The organism is Segatella baroniae B14, from assembly GCF_022024235.1.
Taxonomy (GTDB): domain Bacteria; phylum Bacteroidota; class Bacteroidia; order Bacteroidales; family Bacteroidaceae; genus Prevotella; species Prevotella bryantii.
Genome location: NZ_CP091799.1, coordinates 1,244,690 through 1,270,821, shown reverse-complemented (window position 1 = coordinate 1,270,821; position 26,132 = coordinate 1,244,690). Strand labels below are relative to the sequence as shown.

Sequence of the window (26,132 nt, the reverse complement as noted above, 5' to 3'; positions counted from 1 at the left end):
AGAATCTCTTATGGATTCTGTATATGAATAAGAATGTGCATGAAAACTAATTTATTGGATTTTTATGGAAAAAAATAGTTATAATTCTCTACAAAATTAAAAAATATTAATAATAAATTCTAATAATTAATATTAAATGTTTAACAATTGCAAATTTTCGGAGGAATTATTGTAAATTAGCGTTTTATTCTAAATATTAGAAAAATCATAGAACTTTTAATACATTTACAAAGAATTAAATGAAAAAACAAGCTTTAGCATTGGTGGCGTTGATGCTTGTAGAAGGTAGTGCCCTTCAGGCCTCTCCTCTATATAAAAACGTTTTAGCAAAAGACTCTATACAGGCAGAGCAGAAAGCCGATAAGTCTGAAAATAAAAAAGAAGCTAAAAAAGCTGACGCCAAGAAAACAGAGAAAAAGATTAGTGAGTATCAGAAACTTATCAAGAAGGGGGGAAGTAAGCAAGAAGGTCTGTTTACTGTTCGACATATTGAGAATAAATGGTATTACGAAATTCCAAATGAGAAGTTGGGTAAGTTACTTTTGGCCGTTACTCGTTTTACCGCTGTGCCAAGTGGTTTTCAGTATAATGTTGGTGAGGAGGTTAATGAGAATGTCATCTACTTTGAAAAGCGTGACGATAAGACCATTTGGCTTCGTTCTTATACCCACGATCGTATAGCTGATGCTCAAGATAAGATTTCTATGTCAGTAGAAAAAGCTACGATAGATCCTATTATAGCTAAATTTAATATTATTCAGGATGATAAGAAAGGTGCGAAGAAGCATGGTTATCTTATCGATGTCACAGCTTTTTATACTGAAGATAATCAAGTAACTTCATTTAGTGTAAACGATCGAAAGGTCATGAAATTAGGGGCTCAGAAAAAAGATATTACTTATATTGATACCCTCAAGTCTTTTCCTATTAATATAGAGGCAAGTACACTTCGTACTTATGCTTGTGAGCCGGGTAAGACAGCTGCTTCTAAGGTTGGTGCTATAACTTTGAGTCTGAATACCAGTATAGTAGAACTTCCTGAAAATCCGATGCAACCTCGTTTGGAGGATGAACGTGTAGGATATTTCGTTAAGAAGTTCACAAAGTTCTCTGATTATGATATGCTTAAGCATGATGCTATTGTAAGTCGCTATCGTTTGGAGCCTAAGGATGAGAAAGCATATCTTGCTGGTAAACTTGTAGAGCCAAAGAAGCAGATAGTATATTATATTGACCCTGCTACTCCAAAGAAATGGGTACCTTATCTTATGGCAGGTATCAATGATTGGAACAAAGCTTTTGAAGCGGCTGGTTTCAAGAATGCTATTGTTGCTAAAGAGTGGCCTAATGATAAGAATATGAGCGTGGATGATGCTCGCTACTGTGTGCTACGTTATTTGCCATCTGAGATTTCTAATGCTTATGGTCCTCGTATTGTAGACCCTCGTTCTGGTGAAATTATTGAAAGCCATATCTGTTGGTATCATAATGTAACCGACTTACTTCGTCGTTGGTATATGGTGCAATGTGGTCCGCTAGATAAACATGCTCAAACGATGGAATTCGACGAGGAACTTATGGGGCAGCTTATTCGTTTCGTATCTTCTCATGAGGTAGGTCATACTCTTGGTCTTCGTCATAATATGATAGCTTCAAGTGCTACTCCTGTTGAGAAGCTTCGTGATAAGAAGTGGGTAGAAGAGCATGGTCACACATCAAGTATCATGGATTATGCTCGTTTTAACTATGTAGCTCAACCTGAAGATGGTATTAGCACCAAGGGACTTTTCCCACGTATCAATGATTACGATAAATGGGCTATTAAATGGGGCTATCAGTGGCGTCCTGAATATAAGGATTCATATAGCGAAAAAAAAGCTTTGCGTGCAGAAGTAACTAAGGTTCTTGCATCTAATCCTCGTTTACGTTATATGGGAGATGAAGGAAGAGGGGTGGATCCTCGCTCTCAGACAGAAGACCTAGGCGATAACTCAATGAAGGCTAGTGATTATGGTATCAGGAACTTGAAGCGTGTGATGGCTAATCTGGAAAAGTGGACTGCTCAGCCTGATGGTCAGACAGAATACTTGCAGGAGATGTACAACGCAGTGAAGAGTCAGTACTCTCGTTACACCATGCATGTTCAGAAAAATATCGCGGGTAAGTATGCTGCCAATTGGCCGGCAGAAAAGAATCTTGATTATGTATCTAAGGCTACTCAGAAAGAAGTTCTTAGCTGGTTGAAACGTAATGTACTCACAGTACCACACTGGTTGTATCCTGAACGTATTTTAGATAAGGTAAAACAGGAACCAACTGAAGATATTAACAACCGTAATAGTGCTTTGGTACGGTATCTAATACAGCCAAACTTGCTTAATAATCTGAAGAAAGAAGGCAAGTATCCTATTGACGAATGGCTCAACGATGTATTCAGTATTGTGTGGACACCTATGAGTGCTAAAAATGAATGGCAGAATAGCTTTACACGTTCTTATCAGCGAGCATATATTCGTAGTCTGAAGAATACTCTTATAGGTATAGATGATGCTAAAGCTGGTGTTCAGGCTGGAACCAAAGATTCTGATGTATATCTTTACATTTTGCAGCATGTAGATAAACTTGAAACCTACCTAAATAATCAAGCTAAAAATACGGCAGCAGGTTCTATTGCTCAGTTGCACTATCAGAATTTGCTTCTGCAGGTAAAACAGATGAAGGCTAGCTATAACAAGATTGATAAATAGTTGTAAGATTATAATATGATAAGGGATGTCTCCATGGTGAGATTTCCCTTATTTCTTTTTCTTGATAAAATCTTATAACATTCATCCATAATATTATAAGGTATACTTGTAAGAAATCGTGTATCTTTGCAGTAAAAATAACTTTTAAAAGTGATAAGATAATGATTAAGACATTTACTGTTAATGGTATGAAGTGTGTACATTGTAAGGCTAATGTTGAAAATGCTTTGAAAGGCCTTAATGGTGTAAGTAATGCTGTAGTAAGCTTAGAAAATAAAAATGTAGAGGTAGAGTATGATGAGAATATTATTATTAACGAAGCCTTGAAAGCGGCTGTAGATGCAGCTGGGCACTTCGAAATGATACTGTAACTCTTATATATAACAAAAGAAGGCATATTCGAGTATGGGATATGCCTTCTTTTGTTATATATAAGAGTTCTTTTTATTTTAAGGGGTAGGGTAGTCGTACTGTTTATAATATTGTGATTTTTGATCATGATACCAGACTCCCTCCACGTTTACCCCTATCGAGAAAGTCTTATTCTTATTAGTATATCGAATGCCAGTACCAAGCACGTTGGCACCTGGTACTCCCATGCCATAACTCCATGGTGAGCTGAAGGCATAACCTATACCGTATACTGGGAATCCTCCCATGCCATAACCTGGATAAAATCCTAGTAAACCATAGGGACCATAATTACTATAATAATATTTGTTATAGTTATTGCTTACGCTCAGTTGTCCATATATGTAAGCCTCCCAATGATCATCAATTTTATAGCCTAACATTCCGTGTAAACCTACATCATAATAATTATCACTTCCCCAGTTTGTATGGTTCATGTATCCTCCAAAACTGGTCCATATTTTTCCATCACGCGTGATAGGAGCTACATAATTGAGATCTATATTTTGAGAGAATCCACCACTATGAGGTACGTTTTTGCCGAATGTGGCAAATGCAGAGGCTCCCAGTGAAACATTGAGACCTTGATGCAGTCCGTAACTATAATCTTCGATAAAACTTGGTGGAGTGATAAGAGAGTCCAATGAAGTGAGGTGAGGCATACTGTTGCCTATTATTTTTGTTTGGTCGTCAATAGGTACGGGCACCGTATCCGCTACCATCTTGCGCCACATTTTTTTTTGAGTTTCCAAATCGATGTGCTGGGCATGGATATTTGACAACTCACTTATTAAAAGTAATATAGCGATAACAATCTTTTCCATATTATAAATTTCAAGTGTGATGCAAAGATAAAAATAAAAGCGAAATGCCATACTTTTATTCGCAAAAGTTAAACTTTTTATTTCAAAATTGTGTTAAGGAGTGCCAATCAAAGGTAATTCTTTAAAGCTATTGTATGTTTTTTCGAAGACTTTTAATTATCTTTGCCAAATAACTTAGTAAAAAATTGGAGAATATAATTAACTGTATATGAAAAAGAATATTTGTGCTATTATGGCTATTATGCTAATACTAGCTATACCTGTATCAGCTCAGAATGCTAATACCACCAAGAAGCAGTCGTTTATTGAAAGAGCTTCTAGTCTTTTCAAAAAAAATAAAAAGCGATTTAATAAGCAGGTAAAACAGATGAAGGATGATATTGGTTTAGATGGTAAAAGCTATAATCAAGATAAGGATATTAAGGTGAATGGTGAATATTATATGCCTATTTATGATGTCAACTTGTTTAAGGGAAGTGAAGCTCAAGAGATGCGCAATCTATGTGAGCAAGTTTTCCGTACTCGATATCCAGAAGCAGTACTGATGAGCAGTGCACTACCACAGACAGATTGGATTATAGATAATGTAAAGAAAGACGGTATAATTGTAGGATATCGTGAAACAATGTACTGTTATGTCCTAGGTCAGGATGGTGGTGATGGCTATATTAATATGAAATTTACATTTCAGCGCTACAAAGATGTAGGTAAAAGCTATACTAATGTAAAAGGTGTGTGGCCAATGCTCTCTAGAATCAATATCATCCCAAAGTCGGCTTTTGGTGAACTAAAGGACAATTAATACTGTTCAAACAGTTTCTCTTAAATGTACATCTGTATTCGTTTCTATAACCAGATTGGAAAATTTGAGAGAGCTGGAAAAAGCAAAACAGAAGGTGAAATGCATAAAATTTTGTCATTTTAGAGATAGATAAAGAAAAATATAAGCAAAATCTAAATTTTTATTTCAATTTGTTTGCGAGAACAAAATAAAAGTTATACTTTTGCAATCGTAAATAATAATTAAAGAAATTAAGAACTATGGTTAAATCATACGCATCTTTTTATTACTTTTATTTTTACTTTGCAGGGAGTGGCAAAGCGGGAAGTTGCGTGTAAATTTCAACTTATGGTTTCATAAATAAGAAAATATACAAAACGGTCCCGCTTACAAGAGAGTGGGGCCGTTTTTGTTAATATGTTAATTGGTGAAAAGATAATGAAGAGAATCGCTATACAGGGAGAAATCGGATCGTTCCACGATATTGCGTCGCACGAGTACTTTAAGGGTGAACAGGTTCAACTGATTTGTTGTAACACCTTTGAAGATGTATTCGAGAGTATTAAGAAAGATCCTACAGTCGTCGGCCTTTGTGCCATAGAGAATACCATAGCGGGTTCTATCCTACACAACTATGACTTGCTCAGACAGAGTGGATGTATGGTCGTAGGGGAGCATAAATTACACATAGAACACTCTATCTGTTGTCTACCAGATGATGACTGGGATGATCTTAAAGAAGTTCATTCACATCCTGTGGCTTTAGCGCAATGTAGTAACTTTCTTAGCAAGCATCCTGGTTTGAAAGCTGTACAGGGAGAAGATACAGCAGGTAGTGCGGCATATATTTATAATCACCAAATGCATGGATGGGCAGCTATTTGCTCTCATTATGCTGCAGATCTATATGGCATGAAAGTGTTAGAGGATGATATACATGACAATAAACATAATTTTACAAGATTCCTCGTTGTATCATCAGTACAAAAAGCAGATTTTCTGCGTTCGCTTGAGACGGTGAACAAGGCAAGTCTTGTTTTTACTTTGCCTGATCAACCTGCATCGCTCAGCAAAGTTCTCACGATATTGAGTTTTTATGATATTAATCTTACCAAGATTCAAAGTCTGCCAATAATAGGGCATGAGTGGGAATATATGTTTTATGTTGATTTGTCGTTTGAAAATCTTACCAGATATCGGCAGAGCATAGATGCAATTACCCCCCTCGTAAGAGATATAAAAGTATTAGGAGAATATCAAGAAGCATAAAAAATACCATTATGAATATACAACCTGCTAATAGAGTAAACGAAATACAAGAATATTACTTCAGTAGAAAACTTAAAGAAGTAGCTCAACTGAATGCAAAAGGTGAGAACATTATCAGTCTGGCTATCGGTAGTCCGGATATGCCACCTTCACAACAGACTATAGATAAATTATGTGAAGTGGCTCAAGATAAGTCTGCCCATGGGTATCAGCCTACTGTGGGGATACCCGAATTGCGCCAAGCTATGGCAAATTTCTACAAGAAGTGGTATGATGTAGATCTCGATTGGCAGGGAGAAATTCAGCCGCTTATTGGTAGCAAAGAGGGTATACTGCATGTTACCTTGGCTTTTTGTAATCCTGGTGACGAAGTGTTGATACCAGATCCTGGTTATCCTACATATACTGCTGTAAACAAAATATTAGGTACGAAAATCGTGAACTATACTTTGCGCGAGGATAATGGATGGCAACCAGATTTTGATGAACTTGAAAAAATGGATCTGAGTAAAGTAAAACTGATGTGGACCAACTATCCGAATATGCCTACTGGTGGTGATGCACAGATGGAAACCTATGAAAAATTGGTAGCTTTTGCTCAAAAGCACAATATTGTAGTGGTAAACGATAATCCATACTCGCTTATATTAAATGAACATCCGATGAGTATATTACAGGTGCCTGGAGCTAAAGAGTGTTGTATCGAATTTAACTCAATGAGTAAAAGTCACAATATGCCAGGGTGGCGTGTTGCGATGATTTCGAGCAATAAGCTGTTTATCTCTTGGATACTCAAGGTAAAGAGTAATATTGACAATGGTAGTTTCAGAGGTATTCAGTTGGCTGCAGCAGAAGCTTTCAATACTAATGATGAAACATGGCATCGTGAATATAATATTAACAATTATCGTCGTCGTCGTGATATTGCAGAAAAAATCATGTTAACATTGGGATGTACCTTCGACCCTAAACAAGTAGGTATGTTCCTCTGGGGTAAAATACCAGAAAAATATGCAGATGTGGAAGAGCTTACTGAACGTGTGCTCCACGAAGCAAAAGTATTTATTACTCCTGGGTTCATTTTTGGTAACAACGGCAAACGGTATATACGAATCAGCCTTTGTGCCAAAGATGATAAAATGAGAGAGGCTCTAGAACGTATAAAACAAATAGAGTGGTAAAATAGATTAAAACGTGAATCAACAATACGAATAACAACAACTAAAAATACAAGATTATGGAACTGGAATTGGAACCATTAAATTTGCCTTCTGATAATGGAGGTCGTCCTATTGTTATCGCTGGCCCTTGTTCAGCAGAAACAGAAGAACAAGTAATGAATACAGCTAAGCAATTAGCAGCAAAAGGCTGTCATATGTTTCGTGCAGGAGTATGGAAACCACGTACAAAACCAGGTGGTTTTGAAGGTAATGGCGAGGCTGCTCTGCCATGGATGAAACGAGTAAAAGAGGAAACAGGTATGCTTACTGCAACAGAGGTGGCAACTCCTGAACATGTAGAACTAGCTCTTAAATATGATATCGATGTTCTTTGGGTTGGTGCACGTACAACAGCTAATCCATTTGCTATGCAGGCATTGGCAGATAGCTTGAAAGGTTTTGATGGTCCTATATTAGTAAAAAATCCTGTTAATCCTGATCTTGAACTTTGGATAGGTGCATTAGAGCGTATCAATCAGGCAGGTGTAAAGCGCCTAGGTGCAATACACCGTGGCTTCTCATCGTATGATAAGAAAATCTATCGTAATTTGCCTATGTGGCAGATTCCTATTGAGTTACATCGTCGCATACCAGAGCTTCCTATTATTTGTGACCCAAGTCATATCGGTGGTCGACGTGATCTAATTGCACCTCTTTGTCAGCAGGCTATGGATTTAGGCTTTGATGGCCTTATTGTGGAAAGTCACTGTAATCCAGATGAGGCTTGGAGTGATGCTAAGCAACAAGTATCTCCAGATATACTTGATTATATTCTGAGTCTTCTTGTTGTACGTGATGTTCATAATACTACAGAGGATATCCGACAGTTGAGAAGTCAGATAGATGATCTTGATAATAATTTGATGGATTTATTAGCTAAGCGATTCCGTGTATGTCGTGAGATCGGCACATTTAAGAAAGAGCACAATATGACAGTGCTTCAGACTGGCCGTTACAACGAAATTTTGGAGAAGCGTGGTGCTCAGGCAAGTCTTTGTGGCATGGATCCAGAGTTTGCAGCACATGTATTCGAACTTATCCATGAGGAGAGTGTTCGTCAACAGTTGCAGATTGTAAACGAATAAGCAAATGAAAATATTAATATTGGGAGCAGGTAAGATGGGGTCTTTCTTTATCGACCTGCTCAGTTTTGACCATGAAGTAGCTGTATACGAAAAAGATGCTAAGCGTCTGCGTTTTACCTATAACTGTTATCGCTTTCAGGCATTGGACGAGATTAAAGAGTTTAAACCAGAACTCGTTATCAATGCTGTTACAGTGAAATATACTCTTTCTGCTTTTAAAGAAGTATTACCTTATCTTCCAGACGATTGTATCATCAGTGATATTGCCTCTGTAAAGACAGGTCTTAAAGCCTTTTATGAGGAAAGTGGTCATCCTTATGTTTCTACTCACCCGATGTTTGGTCCTACCTTTGCTAATCTGAATCAGTTGAGTGAAGAAAATGCCATTATTATCAGTGAGGGCGATTATATGGGGCGTATCTTTTTTAAAGATCTGTACCAAAGACTTGATTTGAATATATATGAATATACTTTTAAGGAACATGATGAGACTGTGGCTTACTCACTGAGTATCCCATTTGTTAGTACCTTTGTCTTTGCTGCAGTGATGAAGCATCAAGATGCACCTGGTACAACCTTTAAGCGCCATATGCGTATCGCTAAAGGTGTTCTTAATGAAGATGACTTTCTTCTTCAGGAAATCTTGTTTAATCCATATACTAATGGACAGGTAGATCAGATACGTGAGGAATTATCAGAATTGAGTGATATTATCAAAAATAAAGATGCTAAACGTATGAAGCAATATCTGACTAAAATCAGAAACCATGTAAAAGAGGACATAGCCGATTAAGGTTATGTCTTTTTTATATATGACTTTTCTCCTCTTTATTTTGATAATTTTTACCTAAAAGCTATTAACAATGCCCAAATCATTTGTGAAAAGCAAAATAGTGTTATATCTTTGTCTAATAAAAAAGTACTAACACTGTTAAAATCAAAAGTAGTAGTGAGAAAACGTCACACCATTATTATAATACCAATTTTTAAAAGTATATTTATGGTACTTTTTATGCTGACAAGCATGGTTGTTAAAGCTCAGCAAGTAGATTCTATGGCACAAAAGCAAAAAGAGCGTATTTATTGTGTTATAAGTGCTGAAGGTAAAGTACCAATGAGAGATGTCGTAATCCATACCAATACTGAGCATTGGGCTATGACCGATTATACCGGACGCTTTATGATGAAATATGATTGGGATTCGGCGACTGTGTCTAAACCAGGATTCGTAGAATTCAAAATTTATGCTAAATCCATACAGGATACGATAGTTATGATTCCGAACGCTCGTCATATAAGTGAAGTCGAGGTGTGGGGAAAGGATATGCAACAGCAAAATCTTGATAGACTGAGTAAAAGTGCTCGTGATGCTGCTAAGGATGCGGCAAAACCTGGCGGAATACAAGTAGATATGCTTGGTTGGATGGATAGGCGAGGAAAACGGGATGCTAAACATCTAAAGAAGGCCGCAGAGGTGATAGATAGTCTGAACTCTAAGCAAGATATAGAGGAGGATCCGATAATTAGAGCATATATTAAGACGACTGGAAAAAAATATAAGGGGAAAGAAAATACTACAGAAGGTTCTAAATAAATAATTGGTGATTTTAAGGCTTTATAGGATTTGATTTTTTGGCAAAAATTAATATAAGAATACACGAGAGTTGTCTATCTAATTCTTTTTAGTTGAGTTTATAGGAATTTTTATATAGTTTGTATGTTTAAAAAAACTTAATTAGTTCTTAATATCACCTATTATTATTACTTTTGCACTTGAATTGGAGGGACCTTTTACAAAATTTAAATCTGATTTATAGATATTACTGTAGATTAATAAAAAAATATGTTTGAAAATCTTAGTGACAGACTTGAACGCAGCTTTAAGATTCTTAAAGGTGAGGGCAAGATTACCGAAATAAATGTAGCTGAAACAATGAAGGATATTCGTCGCGCTCTGCTTGATGCCGACGTGAACTTCAAAGTAGCAAAGGACTTTACTAATCGTGTAAAAGAGAAAGCTCTAGGCCAAAATGTTCTGACAGCTGTCAGTCCTGGTCAGATGTTGGTTAAGCTTGTACACGATGAATTGGCAGAGCTCATGGGTGGTGAGTCTGTACCTATGAAACTTGAAGGTCGTCCTGCTATTATTCTGATGAGTGGTTTGCAGGGAAGTGGTAAAACGACATTCAGTGGTAAATTGGCTAATCTGCTTAAGGCAAAGCAGCATAAGAATCCTTTGCTCGTTGCTTGTGACGTATATCGTCCTGCTGCTATTGATCAGTTGAAGGTTGTTGGTGAGTCTGTTGGTGTGCCTGTTTATTGTGAACCAGAGAATAAAGATGTTCTTTCTATTGCAGACCATGCTTTGCAGGAAGCTAAGGCTAAGAGTCACGATGTCGTTATCATTGATACTGCCGGTCGTTTGGCTATTGATGAACAGATGATGACAGAGATTTCTAATCTGAAAAATCATGTTCATCCAGATGAAACCCTTTTTGTTGTAGACTCAATGACTGGTCAGGACGCTGTCAATACTGCGAAAGAATTTAATGAGCGTCTTGATTTTGATGGTGTTGTACTGACTAAACTTGATGGTGATACCCGTGGTGGTGCAGCTTTATCTATTAGAACAGTCGTTGATAAGCCAATCAAATTTATTGGTACGGGTGAGAAGATGGAAGCACTTGATGTGTTCCATCCGTCACGTATGGCAGACCGTATCCTGGGTATGGGTGACGTAGTCTCTCTTGTAGAGCGTGCTCAGGAACAGTTTGATGAAGAAGAAGCAAAGAAATTACAGAAAAAGATTCAGAAGAATCAGTTTGATTTCAACGATTTCTTGAATCAGATAGAACAGATAAAGAAAATGGGTAACCTGAAAGATCTGGCAAGTATGATACCAGGTGTAGGTAAGGCTATTCGTGATGTGGAAATAGATGATAATGCATTCAAGGGTATTGAAGCTATTATCAAGAGTATGACCCCTGAAGAACGTTCTCATCCAGAAATACTGAATTCAAGCCGTCGCAAACGTATTGCAAAGGGTTCTGGTACAGATATTCAAGAAGTAAACCGACTTATCAAGCAGTTTGATCAGACTCGCAAAATGATGAAGATGGTTACTGGTAACAAGATGGCTAGCATGATGGCACGTATGAAGGGAATGAATATTCCTGGTATGCCCAAATTTTAACCATTTGGTAAAAACAGACAAACGTACAAAACCAAAAACTAAAGAAGTATACTAAAATAATGGAGCTAATCGATGGTAAGGCAACTGCTGCAGCTATCAAAGCTGAAATAGCAGAAGAGGTAAAGAAAATAGTTGCAAATGGTGGTAAGCAGCCTCATTTGGCAGCTGTATTGGTAGGGCATGATGGTGGTTCAGAAACCTATGTCAGAAATAAGGTTATCGCTTGCGAACAATGTGGCTTTAAAAGTACATTGATACGCTATGAAGCTGATGTAACAGAAGATGAATTATTGGCTTGTGTAGATAAACTTAATAAAGATGAGGATATCGATGGATTTATTGTCCAGTTGCCATTGCCAAGGCATATTGATGAGCAGAAGATTATTATGGCAATCGACTATCGTAAGGATGTTGATGGTTTTCATCCAATTAATGTTGGTCGTATGGCTATCGGTCTTCCTTGTTTCATCTCTGCGACTCCATTAGGTATTATAACTCTATTGCAGCACTACCATATTGAAACCTCAGGAAAAAAATGTGTAGTGCTTGGTAGAAGTAATATAGTAGGTAAGCCTATGGCTCAGTTGATGATGCAAAAGCAATTTGGTGATGCTACAGTAACTGTGTGTCACTCGCACTCTGCAAATTTGAAGAAAGAGTGCCAAGAAGCTGATATTATCATTGCTGCGATCGGTAAGCCTAATTTCGTAACTGCTGATATGGTTAAAGATGGTGCAGTTATCATTGATGTTGGTACTACTCGTGTACCTGATGCAACTCGTAAGAGTGGTTTTCGTCTCAATGGTGATGTTAAATTCGACGAAGTAGCACCAAAGTGTTCTTTCATAACTCCTGTTCCGGGGGGGTAGGTCCAATGACAATATGCTCACTTATGAAGAATACATTGGCTGCAGGAAAAAAAGAATTTTATAAGTAAAGATTACAGTAATACTTGACTTTTTTATAACTCTCTAATTTGTTTGGGCTTCTTTGCAGGGATGCAAGGAAGCCCTTTTTATTAAATTTCATTTTTGTTTGATAAGTAATACAGCATTATTGATAGAATTTGTACTTTATAAGATATTTCTTTTGCCGTTTGTCAGAAAATGAGTAATTTCGCCCTATATTCATTTATAAATCTGATAATTATCATCTTTTATGAAAAAAATAGGGTTGGTTTCCTTTGCCTTAGCGATTGCTATGCAGTCGCATGCACTTAGTGTGAAGCCTGCATATACGGTAATGGGAAATGATACGACAGTACAGATATTTTTATATTCGCCAGATAGTCGGCAAGGACTTCATGCTGCTTATATGGGTGATGATGAATGTTGGCATGAGATTGGTAAGCTGCTAGATAGCGACTATGGACCTTGGGGATCTGACAAAAAAATGTTTCATCCTTTTGTAACAAAAGCAAACGATGGAACATGGAGAGCTTTGTGGGGCGTAAATGATAAAGCTCCTGCGTTTGCTGTGGCTTATAGTGAAGATCTTCTAATATGGCGTCCACAAGATTATCCGGTGTTGCGTGAAAAAGGTGTGTCTGAACCTGTTGCGTACGAAATGCAAGATGGTACGTGGGATGTGTATGTTAAGACCAGAGAAGGTAAAAGATATCTGCATGGTGATCAGCAGATGCGTCATTTTGAGGAAGATTCATTGATGGTTACGGCAGATGATATCTTGTGGGATAGAGATACCGCTACGGTTAATGGTAAGTGTTATCAGGGAAATGAGTTTGATATACCTTTGCTTCATCTTAATTATTTGGCTTCTGAATTACAGGCCCGTGATATGCAAAATGAGGCTGATACAAAAGCTCTTCCTCTTGTCTTTATGAATAATGTAGGAAAACCTGTCACATCTCCTGTATTTGCTACTTTAGATGTAGATTTTAATCATACTAAACAAATATCAGATCGTCTTTATGGCATCTTTTTTGAAGATATTAGTTATGGCGCTGATGGAGGACTTTGGGCTGAAATGATACAGAATGGTGATTTCGAATATAATAAAGATGATCGAAAGAAAGTATGGAATGCAACCACGGCATGGAAGCCAGAGCTCAAAATCGATACTAAACAGCCATTGAGCCGTAATAATCCTCATTATGCAGTTTTGTCAAAGGCTCCAGTTTATAATTATGGTTGGGATGGTATAGAAATCAAAAGAGGAGCTCAATATACGATATCTTTTTATGCCAGAAATATTGATGCTAATAGTAAGCGTGAGAAACTCAGAATAGCCTTGTTAAATGGGAATCACGAAGTTATCACTGACGCAAAGTTCAAAGTTGAAAATCATCAGTGGTCTTATTATCAAGCTATTTTTAATATAGAGGATAAGCCCAAGAAAAATATTAGTCTTGATAAAGTATTTTTGGCTATTATCCCAGATGAAAAGGCTAAGGGTGAAATTGCTATTGATATGGTTTCTCTTGTGCCTCAGGATACTTACAAAGGACACGGATTGCGTAAAGATTTGGCAGAAACAATAGCCGAACTACAACCTAAATTCGTACGTTTCCCAGGTGGATGTATGCTTCATGGTGATGGCTTAGGTAATATCTATCATTGGAAGGAAAGTATAGGAAAATATCAAGATCGTAAACCGGCTCCTAATATTTGGCGTTACCATCAGACGAAGCGAATGGGTTTTTATGAGTATTTTCAGTGGTGTGAAGATATGGGAGCTGAACCACTTCCAGTCTTGGCTGCAGGAGTGCCTTGTCAGAATTCACAGGCAAATGAGGACGGCTTGGCTGGTCAACAGAATGGTATCCCTATGAGTCAAATGCCTGCTTATGTGCAAGACGTGCTTGACTTGATAGAGTGGGCGAATGGTGATGCTAACACTTCGAACTGGGCTAAAATGAGAGCAGAAGCTGGTCATCCTGCTCCTTTTAACTTGAAAATGATAGGTATTGGTAATGAGGACTTGATTTCTACTGTTTTTGAGGAACGCTATCTCATGATCAGTAGAGCCGTAAAAGCAAAGTATCCTGATATGGAAGTTATAGGAACAGTAGGTCCTTTTCATTATCCATCTAGTGATTATATCGAAGGCTGGAAAATTGCTAAGCGCGAAAAGTTTAAAGATAGCAAGGGCAATGTTGCCAATCTCTTTAGTGCGGTAGATGAACATTATTATGAGCAACCATCGTGGTTCTTAAATCATCAGAATTATTATGACGATTATGATCGTAAGGCTTCTAAAGTATATTTAGGTGAATATGCTAGTCGTGGAAAAGATGAAAGGGATAATGCTTTAGCAGAAGCTTTGCATCTTACAAATATTGAGCGAAATGGAGATGTCGTGGAAATGGCTAGTTATGCTCCTATGCTATGTAAAGTGGGACACAGTAACTGGCAACCTGATATGATATATTTCACAAATAGGGATGTTAAGACAACTTTGAACTATCAAGTACAGAAAGATTTTAGTACACATAGTGGAGATATTTATGTTGAATCTAAGCTTAATATTGATGAGGCTTTGAAAAAGTATGTTGGTATAAGTGTAGTTAAGAATTCTAAATCAAACAAGACTTGGCTTAGAGTGGTGAATATTCTGTCACAGCCTTTGAATCTAAAGATAGGTGAAAAGACTATTATGGTAAACGCAAGAGATTGGAAAGTTATTGAATTATAAATGAAAATAGTTCTTGTTAGACACACAAGTGTAGGTGTTCGGAAAGGAACTTGCTATGGGTGGAGTGATGTGCCTTTAGCAGAATCTTTTCCGGAAGAAGCACAACGAACGTATGAAACTCTTAGAGCCCTTGTTGGAAAGGATGAAAACGCTTCAACTTTGAATAATTGTTTTGATGCTGTTTATTGTTCTCCTTTATTACGTGCTCGGAAGTTGGCTGCTCATTGTGGCTTTATATATCCGAAATTTGATGATCGGCTAAAGGAATTTAATATGGGAGATTGGGAAATGAAGAGCTATGACCATTTATGGATTAGCGATCCTTATTTCAAATTATGGTCTGAAGATTATCTTCATTTACCTACTCCTCATGGTGAATCGTTTCCTGAATTTTATAAGCGAGTAACTTGCTTTCTTTCAGAATTAACCAAGTATGGTTATGAGCGTGTTATTGTATTTGCACATGGTGGAGTCTTGTTATGTGCAGGTATATACGCAGGATTATTTGATGTGGAACATGCTTACGGATCTGATGGGCATTTGGTAGATTATGGGGGTATAGAGGTTATTCAAATTTAAGTGAGCGTCTTCTGTAATAGATTATGTTGTAACGATGTTATAATATATTGTGCCTGCAAAAGCGATGTAGAAAGTAAGCTCACAGAGGAGAAAAATTGCACCACAACAGTCACCTGTATAACCTCCTATTTTCTTGTTCATCAGTGTATAAAGAAGAAACATGGTTATACAAGGTGCAAAGATAATCCAATTTATATGAGCAAAGCCTGTACTATATAAGAGTGGTATCATAGGTAATACCCCTTGGACAAATAGACTAATTCCTGATTTTAAGCTTAATTTGCGGTAGACCACACCATTTTTTGCTGTTTCGGCATTTCGGGTATATGGTAGAAATTGAATAATTTGAGCAGCTATCATTTTCGAAAAAGCATCACCACCTATTATTGCAAATATACAAGTCTTCATTTCTGTTATGCTACAGATTGTAGATATTGTCTGGAAAAATATTAATTCGTATAAGATGAGCCCTATAACTCCATAAGTGCCAATGTGGCTATCTTTCATGATGGATAATATTTTTTCACGTGAAGTACCTCCGCCAAATCCATCGCAAAAGTCTGCTAATCCATCTTCGTGTAATGCTCCAGTTAGGAGTATTCGAACGAGCATGGCTAAAAGGATAGATAGAGATAAAGGAAGTATCAAGTGACATAGATATAGTGTTCCTGCCATTGCTATTCCTGTTAGCCATCCTACTAATGGCCAATGTTCAACAACGGTTTCGTATGCCTCACGTGTAGGTTGGTATATTCTCCAAAAAGGTAATCTTGTAAAAAAGATAAAAGCTGCATAGATTCGATCCTTTATCTTAATCTTTTTATCTATTGGTATTTGCATTTTTACGTAATCAGATAGAATAATTTTGGGTAACAGTATGTAAATTAAAAATATTTGGTGATTTTTGCATTTTCGAAATTGTTCATTTCATTTATCATACGACATGCGGAGTCAACTATAGGAAAAGCGCATAAGGCCCCTGTACCTTCGCCTAATCGTAGACCAAGTTGCAATAATGGTTGAGCATGTAGTAAGTTGAGCATTTTCTGATGGCCTGATTCGTCGCCACAATGCCCAAAGATTGCATAGTGAAGAACATTTGGATATAGTTTGCTTGCACCGAGTATGCAAGCCGTCATGATAAAGCCGTCAATTAAAATCGTAACGTGTCTCTCTGCTGCTCGCAACATTGCACCTATAGCTGCTGCCATTTCAAATCCAGAAAAATAATAAAGAATTTGTTCTGTTTGTTTAAAAGTGTAATTTGGACATTTGCCTTGAGGTGTATTGCTCAGTGTTTCTGCAATATCTGGGAATTTGGTCAGGAATTTTTGTACACTTTTAGTTAATACCTTTAATTTATGTTGAATGCCAGCACTGTTTAGGCCTGAGCCCGCACCAATGCAGATATCGAGTGGCATATTTCCAAAAAGACTCATCCATATACTGGAAGGGGAAGTGTTCCCTATACCCATTTCTCCTATACTAATAATGGTGCTTCCTTTTGCTATACATTGATCGACGAGCTGACAACCTCTTTCTATACATTCATTCCATTGCTGTAGAGTCATTGCTTCTTGTTGTAAAAAGTTGGCTGTACCATGAGCTATTTTATAATTAATGATAGTATGAAAATCGGATAGGTCGTAATCAACTCCCATATCTACAATTTTGAGCTCAAAATTGTGTTGCCTGCACATAACATCAACGAATCCGCCTCCACGAGTGAAATTTATCATTTGTTGCCAAGTTACTTCTCGTGGCGAAGCGGATACTCCTTCACGCTCTATGCCGTGATCAGCTCCTAAAAGAAGATGACAAGGATAGTGGAGAGAAGGGGATAAAGTCTGTTGGATAAGACAGAGCTTAAGTGCTATGTTCTCTAGAATACCTAAAGATCCTTTGGGCTTATTTAGGTTATCTATTTTTTCAAGTGCTTCTTGACGAATAGTTTGGTCTGGTTCTAAAATATGAAAGTGCTGCATAAAAATATCTTATTCTTTAATTTTGACAGGGATGCCGGAAACCATTAATATTACTTCGTTGGCTTTTGCTGCTACATATTGATTCATCCATCCCTGTAAGTCGGTAAATCGACGCTGTACAGAACTATTGCTAACTCCACCACTTCCAATTTCATTAGTTACAAATATAAAAGTAGCATCTTGTTGAGTAAAGTGATCGAATTCATCTTTGAGGTTTTGAAGTACTTCGTTAATAGATGGTTGATTCATTTCTTTTTTAGTGCTGTCGAAGAAAAAATTAGTACACCATAAAGTGATACAGTCAATAACACACACTTTATTATGTATATGATGTTTGGATAGATATTTTTCTTCTTCGATATTAATCCAGTTTCGACCTCTTCTTTGTTGATGTCGAATGACACGCTGACGAAACTCTTCGTCCCAAATATGAGCGGTGGCTATATAAATAGGATTAGGAGACAATGATAAAGCTAATTTTTCTGCAAAACTGCTTTTACCAGATCTTTGTCCTCCTGTTATTAATATAATTTTTTTCATCAGATACCAAAAATACAAAAAAAATACAAAAAAAGAGCCATTTTGCATTTAAAAAGCAAGAAAAATACACTATTTTCACTTTTCTTAAAGGAAAATTCATTTTTCTTCATAAAAAATTTGCTTGTTTCGAAAAATTTTTATTCCTTTGCAATGCTTTTAAGAGATAAGTAAAATTAAAAATCAATTTTATAAACTACAAGAGAGTATGAAGAAATTAGGATTACTGCTTGCAGCTGCTACGATGGCAGTTTCAGCATCAGCTCAGACTGTAACTGAAAGCAAGACATTTGACAATTTTTATGTAGGTATTAATGGCGGTGTTGCAACAAAGGCAACAGGTCACTCTTGGTTGAAAAACTTAAACCCTAATGCTGGTCTTCGCATCGGTCGTTGGTTTACTCCAGTATTTGGTTTGGCTGCTGAGAGCAATGCTTATTTTTCAAACAAGCCAGGTGTTTCTCGTGGTACTGTAGTTCGCGGTTTGAATACAAGCTTGCTTGGTACTGTAAACTTGAGTAACTGGTTTGGTGGTTATAAAGGTGAGCCACGTGTATTTGAGGTTATCCCTGTAGCAGGTTTGGGCTGGTTCCATCAGTTTGGTACTGAAAGCGCTGGTAAAAATCACAATGCATTGACTTCTAAAGCAGGTATCGACTTCGCATTCAATTTAGGTTCTTCAAAGGCATGGCAGATTTATGTTGAGCCATCTATGACTTGGTATTTGAATGGCGAGAATGGTGGTCAGGGTATTGAGTATAACCTCAATAAGAGTTTCTTCCAGCTTAATGCAGGTATTGTTTATAAGTTCAAGAACTCAAATGGTACTCATAACTTCACAATCGCTCAGCTTCGTGATCAGAACGAAATTGATGGCTTGAATAATCAGATCAATAGCCTTCGTTCAGATTTGAACGATAAGGATGCTCAGCTTTCTGCTAAAGATAAGAAGATCGCTGATCTTCAAAATGCTCTTGATGAGTGCCAGAAGAAGCCTAAGAAGGCTGCTACTGCAACAAATCTTCAGCCAACAGTTCTCTTCCGTCAGGGTAAGAGTTCTATTGACAAAGCTCAGTATGCTCCAATTGAGTTGATCGCTTCTTACATGAAGAATCACCCAGAGGCAAATGTAGAGATTAAGGGTTATGCTTCTCCAGAAGGTAATGCTGAGTTCAATCAGAAACTTTCTCAGGCACGTGCTGAAGCTGTTAAGAATGCTTTAGTTAAGAAGTACAAAATTTCTGCAGATCGTTTGAAGGCTACTGGTTGTGGTGTAACTGATAAGCTCTTTGAGCAGGTAGAGTTCAACCGCGTTGCTACTTTTAACGATACAACAAAGGATTAATCTTTAATTAAAAGATTTAAATATAATCCCAAGCCTTTATAAGGCTTGGGATTTTTTTTGTTTAAAATCGTGTCTTATGACTTTTTTGTTTTGTTAGCAGGTATACAATAATCATTATCTGTGTGTTTTAATCTGTAGTAGTTTAGATGTTTTTGAAAAGCTTGTGATATTAAAATACTTATAATCTAATTATTATTTATTGAATTTAGTAACAAATTTGCTTTAAAACGGTAAAGTTTATTAGAAAATTGTTGGTTATTACTGATTTTATGTTTACCTTTGCAGAATAATGAGAGACGAAATAGAAAATATATAATAACAGATATGAAACATCAGTTAAGAAGTGCTGTCTGTACTCAAGGCAGAAGAATGGCTGGTGCCCGTGCTTTGTGGGTAGCAGCTGGTATGAAACACGAGCAGATGGGAAAACCAATTATAGCAATTGTAAATTCATTTACTCAATTTGTTCCGGGACATACACATCTTCATGAAATCGGCCAAATTGTAAAGCAGGAGATTGAGGCTATGGGATGTTATGCCGCAGAGTTTAATACTATTGCAATTGACGATGGTATAGCTATGGGGCATGATGGTATGCTTTATTCTCTACCAAGTCGTGACTTGATAGCAGACTCTGTTGAGTATATGGTAAATGCTCACAAGGCTGATGCTATGATTTGTATCTCAAATTGTGATAAAGTGACACCTGGAATGCTTATGGCTTCAATGCGATTGAATATCCCTACTATTTTCTGTTCAGGTGGTCCTATGGAAGCAGGTCGTTGGAAAGGTCAGAATGCAGATTTGATTACTGCCATGATTAACGGTGGTGATACTTCAGTTAGTGATGAGGATTTGGAGAAAATTGAAAATAGTGCTTGCCCAGGTTGTGGTAGTTGTTCCGGTATGTTTACAGCTAATTCTATGAACTCTCTGACAGAGGCCATTGGGCTTTCACTCCCTGGTAATGGAACTATTTTAGCAACTCATGAGAATCGTATTCGTCTCTTTAAGGATGCTGCTCGTCAAATAGTGAAGAATGCATATGCTTATTATGAAGATGGTGATGAAAGTGTATTACCAAAAAATATTGCAACCCGTGATGCTTTCTTGAATGCTATGACATTAGATATTGCTATGGGTGGTAGTACAAATACTATACTTCATTTGTTGGCTGTTGCACAAGAAGCGGGTGCGGAGTTTAAGATGGAAGATATTGATAAGTTGAGTCGTGCAGTACCTTGTCTTTGTATGTTGTCTCCTAACACTCAGAAGTATTCTGTACAAGAATGTAATCGTGCTGGAGGAATTTTGGGTATTTTGAATGAATTGAATAGAGGTGGTTTAATTCGTGGAAATGTAAATCGAGTAGATAGATTAACATTGGATGAAGCCATCAGTAAGTATGATATTACAGGTAATACTGTAAATGACGAGGCAAATAGAATTTACCATAGTGCTCCTGGGCGTCGTTTTTCTACTAAGATGGGTAGCCAGAACGAACAGTGGGAGAGTTTGGATACAGATCGTGAGAATGGTTGTATTCGTGATTTACAGCATGCATACACTAAAGATGGGGGGCTAGCCGTGCTTTTTGGCAATATTGCACAGAAGGGTTGTGTTGTAAAAACTGCTGGTGTAGCACCTGAATTGTGGCATTTTGAGGGTCCTGCTGTGTGCTTTGATTCTCAGGAAGATGCGTGTGAGGGCATACTTGGTGGTAAGGTAAAATCAGGAGATTGTGTGGTTATTACACATGAAGGACCTAAGGGTGGTCCTGGTATGCAAGAGATGCTTTATCCAACATCTTATATTAAAAGCCGTCATTTGGGTAAAGAATGTGCTCTTATCACTGATGGTCGTTTTTCTGGTGGAACTTCTGGATTGAGTATCGGTCACATCTCTCCAGAAGCTGCTTCAGGTGGAAATGTAGGTAAAATTAAAGATGGTGACATTATTGTTATTGATATTCCAAGTCGTTCAATTAATGTTAAGTTGAGTGATGAGGAACTTGCAGCTCGTCCACAGCAGCCTTTAAAACGTGATCGAGTCGTCAGCAAAGCCTTGAAAGCATATGCTCAGAGTGTAGCATCCGCAGATTTGGGTGGTGTTAGAATTATAGATTAAAGAAGTTAAACTTTTATTTAAATATAGGGTGCCGTAAAATAAAATAATTTTGTTTGTACGGCACTTTTGAATAGAAAGCATTCATAAATATGGCTAAAGAATTGATAACAGGAGCTGAAGCTTTGATGCGCTCCCTAAAAAACGAAGGTGTAAAGACCATCTTTGGTTATCCCGGTGGAGCTATCATGCCAGTCTTTGATGCTCTTTATACTTACACGCGAGGTGAAACTAAACTGTTCGACCATGTATTGGTCCGTCATGAGCAAGCTGCAGCTCATGCAGCTCAAGGTTATGCTCGAGTCAGTGGTGAAGTAGGTGTATGTGTTGTTACTAGTGGACCAGGCGCTACGAATACCTTGACGGGTATTGCTGATGCTATGATGGATTCAACTCCATTAGTTGTTATTGCAGGTCAGGTTGGTGTTGGTGCTTTGGGTACTGATGCATTTCAAGAAGTAGACTTGGTGGGTGTGGCACAGCCTGTGTGTAAGTGGGCTTATCAAATTCGTAGACCAGAGGATGTAGCGTGGGCAGTTAGTCGTGCTTTTTATATTGCGCGTTCAGGTCGTCCTGGGCCTGTTGTTCTTGACTTCCCTAAGAATTCACAAGTTCATACCTGTGAATGGATTCCTGTAAAGGTTGAACATGTTCGCAGTTATGTACCTTATCCACAACTTAACCCGGAAAGAATTAAGGAGGCTGCAGATTTAATTAATCAAGCAAAGAAGCCTTTTGCTTTGGTTGGTCAAGGTGTTGAATTGGGAAATGCTCAAAATGAGTTAATTGAATTTCTTGAAAAGGCAGATATCCCTGCAGGACGTACGTTGCTTGGACTTTCTGCACTTCCTAGTAATCATCCTTTAAATAAGGGTATGTTAGGAATGCATGGAGCTTATGCTACCAATATGCAAACTCAGGAATGTGATGTGCTTATCGCTATTGGCATGCGTTTCAGCGATCGTGTAACAGGTTTGCCTTCTACATATGCGAGGCAAGCAAAAATTATTCATTTAGATATTGATAGCGCTGAACTGAACAAAAATATTAAGGCAGATGTACCTGTTTTGGGCGATTGTAAGCAAAGTTTACCAGCTATTACACGTCTTCTAAATAAAAATGAGCATAAGGAATGGATAGAGTCTTTTCAGAAGTATGCTGATTTGGAAAATGAAAAAGTTATTCAGCCTGATATTCATCCTACAGAGGGACCTTTGTTAATGGGAGAGGTCGTAAACGAAGTAGCAGAGCAAACTTATGGTGAAGCAGTATTGGTAAACGACGTTGGTCAAAACCAGATGATTTCTAGCCGTTATTTCAAGTATCATAAAAAGCGCTCTATTGTAACGAGTGGTGGTTTCGGTACTATGGGTTTTGGTCTTCCTGCAGCAGTTGGTGCTTGTTTTGGGGCTCCTGACCGTACAATATGCTGTTTTATGGGTGATGGTGGCTTTCAAATGAGTATTCAGGAATTAGGTACAATTATGGAGCAGCAGGTACCTTTGAAGATGATTATCCTGAATAATAATTATCTTGGTAATGTACGTCAGTGGCAAGATTTGATGTTTAATGGACGTCATTCTTTTACACATATGATGAATCCTCAGTATGATAAGATTGCCTGTGCTTATGGTATTTCTTATGATATTGTTATTGAGCGTAAGGATCTTAAAGCTAAGATTGCTAAGATGCTTAGCACTGATGGCCCATATATTTTGGAATGTGCTATTAAGGAGAATGAGGATATAGTGCCAATGACATTGCCTGGAAAGAGTGTCAACGAAATGCTGTTGGAACTCGATTACTAATTGTTAAAATGAAGATTACAGAAATGGATAAGAAATTATATACATTGCTGGTTTATTCAGAGAATATCGCAGGTATCCTTAATCAGATCACTGCAGTATTTACTCGTAGACAAGTAAATATTGAGAGTTTAAATGTATCAGCGAGTAGTATCAAAAATATTCATAAATACACGATAACGGCTTGGAGTGATGAAGAGCAGATAAAGAAGATAACTAAGGCTATTGAAAAAAAAATAGATGTGGTGAAGGCTCAGTATTATACAGATGATGAACTATTTATCTATGAAGTAGCCCTCTTTAAGATTGCGACTCCTACATTGTTGGCTAATCCTGAAATTAGTAGAGCAATTCGTCATCTTGATGCACGTATGTTAGAAGTCAACCCAACATACACTACAGTTTTGATGGGTGGTGTAACAGAAGATATTGCTACATTGTTTAAAAAGTTGAATGAGGCAAACTGTATTTTGCAGTATACTAGAACAGGTAAGATAGCTGTTACTAGAAGTAAAGAAGAAACCATCACTGATTTTCTTGATGAACAGCAAAATATTGAGGCAGGATCGTCTGATTAATAAAATATATAGATAATAAATAACGAGGGAGAAATTATGAGTGAATTATTGCCAAAAGTTGGTAAATACAAATTTATGGCAGAGCCATTCCATTGTGATTTTTCAAAGAAGCTTTTTATGGGGCATTTGGGAAATGCAATGTTGAATGCTGCAGATTTTCACAGTAATGATCGTGGATATGGTATGTTATACCTTAATACGATTCAGAAAACATGGGTGTTGAGTAGGCTTGCGATAGAAATGGAAGAAATGCCTGAAGCTTATGATCCGTTTTTTGTTGAAACATGGGTGGAAAGTGCAATGAAGTTTTTCACAAGTCGTAATTTCAAGGTTACAGGTGAGGGTGGACATGTATACGGATATGGTCGAAGTGTATGGGCCATGATAGATACAGAAACCCGACAGCCTGCTGATATTTTATCCATTGAGGATGGTAAAATCTTGAATTATGTAGAAACCGAGTTGCATGATCCGATTAAGGCTTGTTCAAGAGTAAAGATGAGCAAAGACGTAGAACTCGTTCGTGTCATCGATACTAATTATAGTGATGTCGATATTAATGGTCATATTAATTCAGTAAAGTACATTGAGCATGTATTAGATCTTTTTGATGTCGATTTTTACAAACAGTATCGATTGAAAAGATTTGAGATTGCATATGTGGCAGAATCTCATCAAGGTGATAAATTATGTTTCTATCGTGAGCAAGTAGGTGATAATGAATACAATATACGCATAAATAAACGTAGTTCAAATGAGCAAAACGAAGTTGAAGTTGTAAGAAGTAGCGTTAAATTTGTAAAAGATTGAAAGAAAATTTTGTAGTTTAATTATAATTTATTATCTTTGCAATCGATTTTAGATTTAAGACAAATAAATAAACCGCGATATAAATAAATCGCATAAAAATTAATTAATATGGCACAAATGAATTTTGGTGGTGTTGTCGAGACTGTTGTCACCAGCAAAGAGTTTTCTTTGGAGAAAGCACATGAGGTTTTGAAAAATGAAACTATTGCCGTAATCGGTTATGGTATTCAGGGTCCTGGTCAGGCATGTAACCTGCGTGATAACGGTTTTAATGTCATTGTGGGCCAGCGCGAAGGTAAAACTTACGACAAAGCTGTAGCTGATGGTTGGGTACCAGGTAAGACTTTGTTCTCTATCGATGAGGCTGTTGAGAAGGGTACTATTATTTGTATGTTGCTTTCAGATGCAGGTCAGATTGCAGTTTGGCCTCAAATTAAAGATAAATTGGCAGGTAAGACTTTGTACTATTCACACGGTTTTGCAATTAACTGGGCTGATCGTACAGGTGTTGTTCCTGGTAAAGATACTGACGTAATCATGGTTGCTCCTAAGGGTTCTGGAACTTCACTTCGTACAATGTTTCAGGAAGGTCGTGGATTGAACTGTTCTTATGCTGTTTATCAGGATGCTTCTGGTAAAGCAGAGGAAAAGACTATAGCCTTTGGTATTGGTATTGGTGCTGGTTATATGTTCAAAACTACATTCCAGAAAGAAGCTACTTCTGACCTTACTGGTGAGCGTGGTTCTCTGATGGGTGCTATAGAGGGTCTTCTCGAAGCTCAGTATGAGGTACTTCGTGAGCATGGTCATTCTCCATCAGAAGCTTTCAATGAAACAGTAGAAGAGCTTACTCAAAGCCTTGGCCCATTATTCGGTGAAAAGGGTATGGACTGGATGTATGCTAACTGCTCTACAACAGCTCAGCGTGGTGCTCTTGATTGGCGTCCACGTTTCAAGGAAGCTATTAAGCCTGTAATGGAATGGTTGTATCTGAGTGTACAGAATGGTACTGAGGCTCAGATTTCAATCGATAAGAATTCTGAACCAGATTATCGTGAAAAGTTGAATGCGGAGTTGAAGGAAATGCATGACATGGAAATGTGGCGTGCTGCTGAAACTGTTCGTCAACTTCGTCCTGAAAATAACTAATTTTTTTCTCGTACATAATGTTGAAACCGGGAGTGG

At 37.4% G+C, this 26,132-nt stretch carries 21 protein-coding genes and 1 pseudogene; 18 read left to right on the top strand and 4 right to left on the bottom strand.

Translation table 11 applies throughout. The features are described from left to right. Positions 1 to 239: 239 nt before the first annotated feature. Positions 240 to 2,747 (top strand): zinc-dependent metalloprotease, encoded by a 2,508-nt coding sequence (locus L6469_RS05370; RefSeq protein WP_006283371.1) that lies wholly within the window; start codon positions 240 to 242, stop codon positions 2,745 to 2,747. Between the two features lie 161 nt (positions 2,748 to 2,908). Continuing rightward, positions 2,909 to 3,118 (top strand): heavy-metal-associated domain-containing protein, encoded by a 210-nt coding sequence (locus L6469_RS05365; RefSeq protein ID WP_006283372.1) that lies wholly within the window; start codon positions 2,909 to 2,911, stop codon positions 3,116 to 3,118. Positions 3,119 to 3,196: 78 nt separating this feature from the next. On the opposite strand, the gene L6469_RS05360 is transcribed toward L6469_RS05365, so the two are convergent. Next, entirely contained in the window at positions 3,197 to 3,982 is a 786-nt protein-coding gene (locus L6469_RS05360; protein WP_039871103.1) for a hypothetical protein, read from the bottom strand. A 208-nt stretch (positions 3,983 to 4,190) separates the two neighbouring features. Between L6469_RS05360 and L6469_RS05355 the strand changes: the two genes are divergently transcribed. The 10 genes and pseudogenes from L6469_RS05355 to cobC all read left to right on the top strand — a co-directional run bounded on the left by L6469_RS05355 (position 4,191) and on the right by cobC (position 15,763). After that, complete coding sequence (locus L6469_RS05355) at positions 4,191 to 4,784, top strand: hypothetical protein (RefSeq protein ID WP_027452910.1); 594 nt, start codon at positions 4,191 to 4,193, stop codon at positions 4,782 to 4,784. A gap of 417 nt (positions 4,785 to 5,201) precedes the next feature. After that, the gene (locus L6469_RS05350) at positions 5,202 to 6,032 is read left to right on the top strand and encodes a prephenate dehydratase (RefSeq protein WP_027452909.1); all 831 of its coding nucleotides are present in this window, start codon (positions 5,202 to 5,204) and stop codon (positions 6,030 to 6,032) included. 11 nt (positions 6,033 to 6,043) lie between these two features. Continuing rightward, positions 6,044 to 7,213: a pyridoxal phosphate-dependent aminotransferase gene (locus L6469_RS05345; RefSeq protein ID WP_006283375.1), complete on the top strand. Its 1,170-nt coding sequence runs from the start codon at positions 6,044 to 6,046 to the stop codon at positions 7,211 to 7,213. 56 nt (positions 7,214 to 7,269) lie between these two features. After that, positions 7,270 to 8,337 carry a bifunctional 3-deoxy-7-phosphoheptulonate synthase/chorismate mutase type II gene (locus tag L6469_RS05340; RefSeq protein WP_006283376.1) on the top strand — a complete coding sequence of 356 codons (1,068 nt, stop codon included), beginning with the start codon at positions 7,270 to 7,272 and terminating at the stop codon, positions 8,335 to 8,337. A 4-nt stretch (positions 8,338 to 8,341) separates the two neighbouring features. Further along, positions 8,342 to 9,130: a prephenate dehydrogenase gene (locus tag L6469_RS05335; RefSeq protein WP_006283377.1), complete on the top strand. Its 789-nt coding sequence runs from the start codon at positions 8,342 to 8,344 to the stop codon at positions 9,128 to 9,130. 207 nt (positions 9,131 to 9,337) lie between these two features. Further along, on the top strand, positions 9,338 to 9,931 hold the full coding sequence (locus tag L6469_RS05330) for a hypothetical protein (protein WP_006283378.1): 594 nt from the start codon (positions 9,338 to 9,340) through the stop codon (positions 9,929 to 9,931). A 249-nt stretch (positions 9,932 to 10,180) separates the two neighbouring features. Next, on the top strand, positions 10,181 to 11,530 hold the full coding sequence (gene ffh, locus L6469_RS05325; protein WP_006283379.1) for a signal recognition particle protein: 1,350 nt from the start codon (positions 10,181 to 10,183) through the stop codon (positions 11,528 to 11,530). A 59-nt stretch (positions 11,531 to 11,589) separates the two neighbouring features. Next, positions 11,590 to 12,467, top strand: a pseudogene (gene folD, locus L6469_RS05320) (bifunctional methylenetetrahydrofolate dehydrogenase/methenyltetrahydrofolate cyclohydrolase FolD). A 221-nt stretch (positions 12,468 to 12,688) separates the two neighbouring features. Further along, the gene (locus L6469_RS05315) at positions 12,689 to 15,184 is read left to right on the top strand and encodes an alpha-L-arabinofuranosidase C-terminal domain-containing protein (RefSeq protein ID WP_039871105.1); all 2,496 of its coding nucleotides are present in this window, start codon (positions 12,689 to 12,691) and stop codon (positions 15,182 to 15,184) included. Continuing rightward, entirely contained in the window at positions 15,185 to 15,763 is a 579-nt protein-coding gene (cobC, locus tag L6469_RS05310; RefSeq protein WP_006283382.1) for an alpha-ribazole phosphatase family protein, read from the top strand. Positions 15,764 to 15,784: 21 nt separating this feature from the next. Here cobC and cobS read toward each other — a convergent pair whose 3' ends face one another. The 3 genes from cobS to cobU are packed head-to-tail and all read right to left on the bottom strand — an operon-like array spanning position 15,785 to position 18,288. Continuing rightward, positions 15,785 to 16,603: an adenosylcobinamide-GDP ribazoletransferase gene (cobS, locus tag L6469_RS05305; protein ID WP_006283383.1), complete on the bottom strand. Its 819-nt coding sequence runs from the start codon at positions 16,601 to 16,603 to the stop codon at positions 15,785 to 15,787. 44 nt (positions 16,604 to 16,647) lie between these two features. Then, the gene (locus L6469_RS05300) at positions 16,648 to 17,748 is read right to left on the bottom strand and encodes a nicotinate-nucleotide--dimethylbenzimidazole phosphoribosyltransferase (RefSeq protein ID WP_006283384.1); all 1,101 of its coding nucleotides are present in this window, start codon (positions 17,746 to 17,748) and stop codon (positions 16,648 to 16,650) included. A gap of 9 nt (positions 17,749 to 17,757) precedes the next feature. Continuing rightward, positions 17,758 to 18,288: a bifunctional adenosylcobinamide kinase/adenosylcobinamide-phosphate guanylyltransferase gene (cobU, locus tag L6469_RS05295; protein WP_027452904.1), complete on the bottom strand. Its 531-nt coding sequence runs from the start codon at positions 18,286 to 18,288 to the stop codon at positions 17,758 to 17,760. Positions 18,289 to 18,493: 205 nt separating this feature from the next. Here cobU and L6469_RS05290 point away from each other — a divergent pair, with 205 nt between their 5' ends. The 6 genes from L6469_RS05290 (at position 18,494) to ilvC (ending at position 26,096) form a co-directional block, all read left to right on the top strand. Next, on the top strand, positions 18,494 to 19,630 hold the full coding sequence (locus L6469_RS05290; RefSeq protein WP_006283386.1) for an OmpA family protein: 1,137 nt from the start codon (positions 18,494 to 18,496) through the stop codon (positions 19,628 to 19,630). Between the two features lie 324 nt (positions 19,631 to 19,954). Beyond that, positions 19,955 to 21,757, top strand: coding sequence for a dihydroxy-acid dehydratase (ilvD, locus tag L6469_RS05285; RefSeq protein ID WP_006283387.1), 1,803 nt, complete (start codon positions 19,955 to 19,957; stop codon positions 21,755 to 21,757). A gap of 89 nt (positions 21,758 to 21,846) precedes the next feature. Next, positions 21,847 to 23,562 (top strand): biosynthetic-type acetolactate synthase large subunit, encoded by a 1,716-nt coding sequence (ilvB, locus tag L6469_RS05280; protein ID WP_006283388.1) that lies wholly within the window; start codon positions 21,847 to 21,849, stop codon positions 23,560 to 23,562. 23 nt (positions 23,563 to 23,585) lie between these two features. Next, positions 23,586 to 24,137 carry an acetolactate synthase small subunit gene (gene ilvN / locus L6469_RS05275; protein WP_027452901.1) on the top strand — a complete coding sequence of 184 codons (552 nt, stop codon included), beginning with the start codon at positions 23,586 to 23,588 and terminating at the stop codon, positions 24,135 to 24,137. Between the two features lie 36 nt (positions 24,138 to 24,173). Beyond that, positions 24,174 to 24,947, top strand: a complete 774-nt coding sequence (locus L6469_RS05270; protein WP_006283390.1) for an acyl-[acyl-carrier-protein] thioesterase — start codon at positions 24,174 to 24,176, stop codon at positions 24,945 to 24,947. Between the two features lie 108 nt (positions 24,948 to 25,055). After that, positions 25,056 to 26,096 (top strand): ketol-acid reductoisomerase, encoded by a 1,041-nt coding sequence (gene ilvC / locus L6469_RS05265; protein WP_006283391.1) that lies wholly within the window; start codon positions 25,056 to 25,058, stop codon positions 26,094 to 26,096. Positions 26,097 to 26,132: the final 36 nt, after the last annotated feature.

Excerpts from the sequence above, each read along its gene's own strand:
- L6469_RS05370 (WP_006283371.1), top strand. The coding sequence starts at position 240 with ATGAAAAAACAAGCTTTAGCATTGGTGGCGTTGATGCTTGTAGAAGGT.
- L6469_RS05365 (WP_006283372.1), top strand. The coding sequence starts at position 2,909 with ATGATTAAGACATTTACTGTTAATGGTATGAAGTGTGTACATTGTAAG.
- L6469_RS05360 (WP_039871103.1), bottom strand. The coding sequence starts at position 3,982 with ATGGAAAAGATTGTTATCGCTATATTACTTTTAATAAGTGAGTTGTCA.
- L6469_RS05355 (WP_027452910.1), top strand. The coding sequence starts at position 4,191 with ATGAAAAAGAATATTTGTGCTATTATGGCTATTATGCTAATACTAGCT.
- L6469_RS05350 (WP_027452909.1), top strand. The coding sequence starts at position 5,202 with ATGAAGAGAATCGCTATACAGGGAGAAATCGGATCGTTCCACGATATT.
- L6469_RS05345 (WP_006283375.1), top strand. The coding sequence starts at position 6,044 with ATGAATATACAACCTGCTAATAGAGTAAACGAAATACAAGAATATTAC.
- L6469_RS05340 (WP_006283376.1), top strand. The coding sequence starts at position 7,270 with ATGGAACTGGAATTGGAACCATTAAATTTGCCTTCTGATAATGGAGGT.
- L6469_RS05335 (WP_006283377.1), top strand. The coding sequence starts at position 8,342 with ATGAAAATATTAATATTGGGAGCAGGTAAGATGGGGTCTTTCTTTATC.
- L6469_RS05330 (WP_006283378.1), top strand. The coding sequence starts at position 9,338 with ATGGTACTTTTTATGCTGACAAGCATGGTTGTTAAAGCTCAGCAAGTA.
- ffh (WP_006283379.1), top strand. The coding sequence starts at position 10,181 with ATGTTTGAAAATCTTAGTGACAGACTTGAACGCAGCTTTAAGATTCTT.
- L6469_RS05315 (WP_039871105.1), top strand. The coding sequence starts at position 12,689 with ATGAAAAAAATAGGGTTGGTTTCCTTTGCCTTAGCGATTGCTATGCAG.
- cobC (WP_006283382.1), top strand. The coding sequence starts at position 15,185 with ATGAAAATAGTTCTTGTTAGACACACAAGTGTAGGTGTTCGGAAAGGA.
- cobS (WP_006283383.1), bottom strand. The coding sequence starts at position 16,603 with ATGCAAATACCAATAGATAAAAAGATTAAGATAAAGGATCGAATCTAT.
- L6469_RS05300 (WP_006283384.1), bottom strand. The coding sequence starts at position 17,748 with ATGCAGCACTTTCATATTTTAGAACCAGACCAAACTATTCGTCAAGAA.
- cobU (WP_027452904.1), bottom strand. The coding sequence starts at position 18,288 with ATGAAAAAAATTATATTAATAACAGGAGGACAAAGATCTGGTAAAAGC.
- L6469_RS05290 (WP_006283386.1), top strand. The coding sequence starts at position 18,494 with ATGAAGAAATTAGGATTACTGCTTGCAGCTGCTACGATGGCAGTTTCA.
- ilvD (WP_006283387.1), top strand. The coding sequence starts at position 19,955 with ATGAAACATCAGTTAAGAAGTGCTGTCTGTACTCAAGGCAGAAGAATG.
- ilvB (WP_006283388.1), top strand. The coding sequence starts at position 21,847 with ATGGCTAAAGAATTGATAACAGGAGCTGAAGCTTTGATGCGCTCCCTA.
- ilvN (WP_027452901.1), top strand. The coding sequence starts at position 23,586 with ATGGATAAGAAATTATATACATTGCTGGTTTATTCAGAGAATATCGCA.
- L6469_RS05270 (WP_006283390.1), top strand. The coding sequence starts at position 24,174 with ATGAGTGAATTATTGCCAAAAGTTGGTAAATACAAATTTATGGCAGAG.
- ilvC (WP_006283391.1), top strand. The coding sequence starts at position 25,056 with ATGGCACAAATGAATTTTGGTGGTGTTGTCGAGACTGTTGTCACCAGC.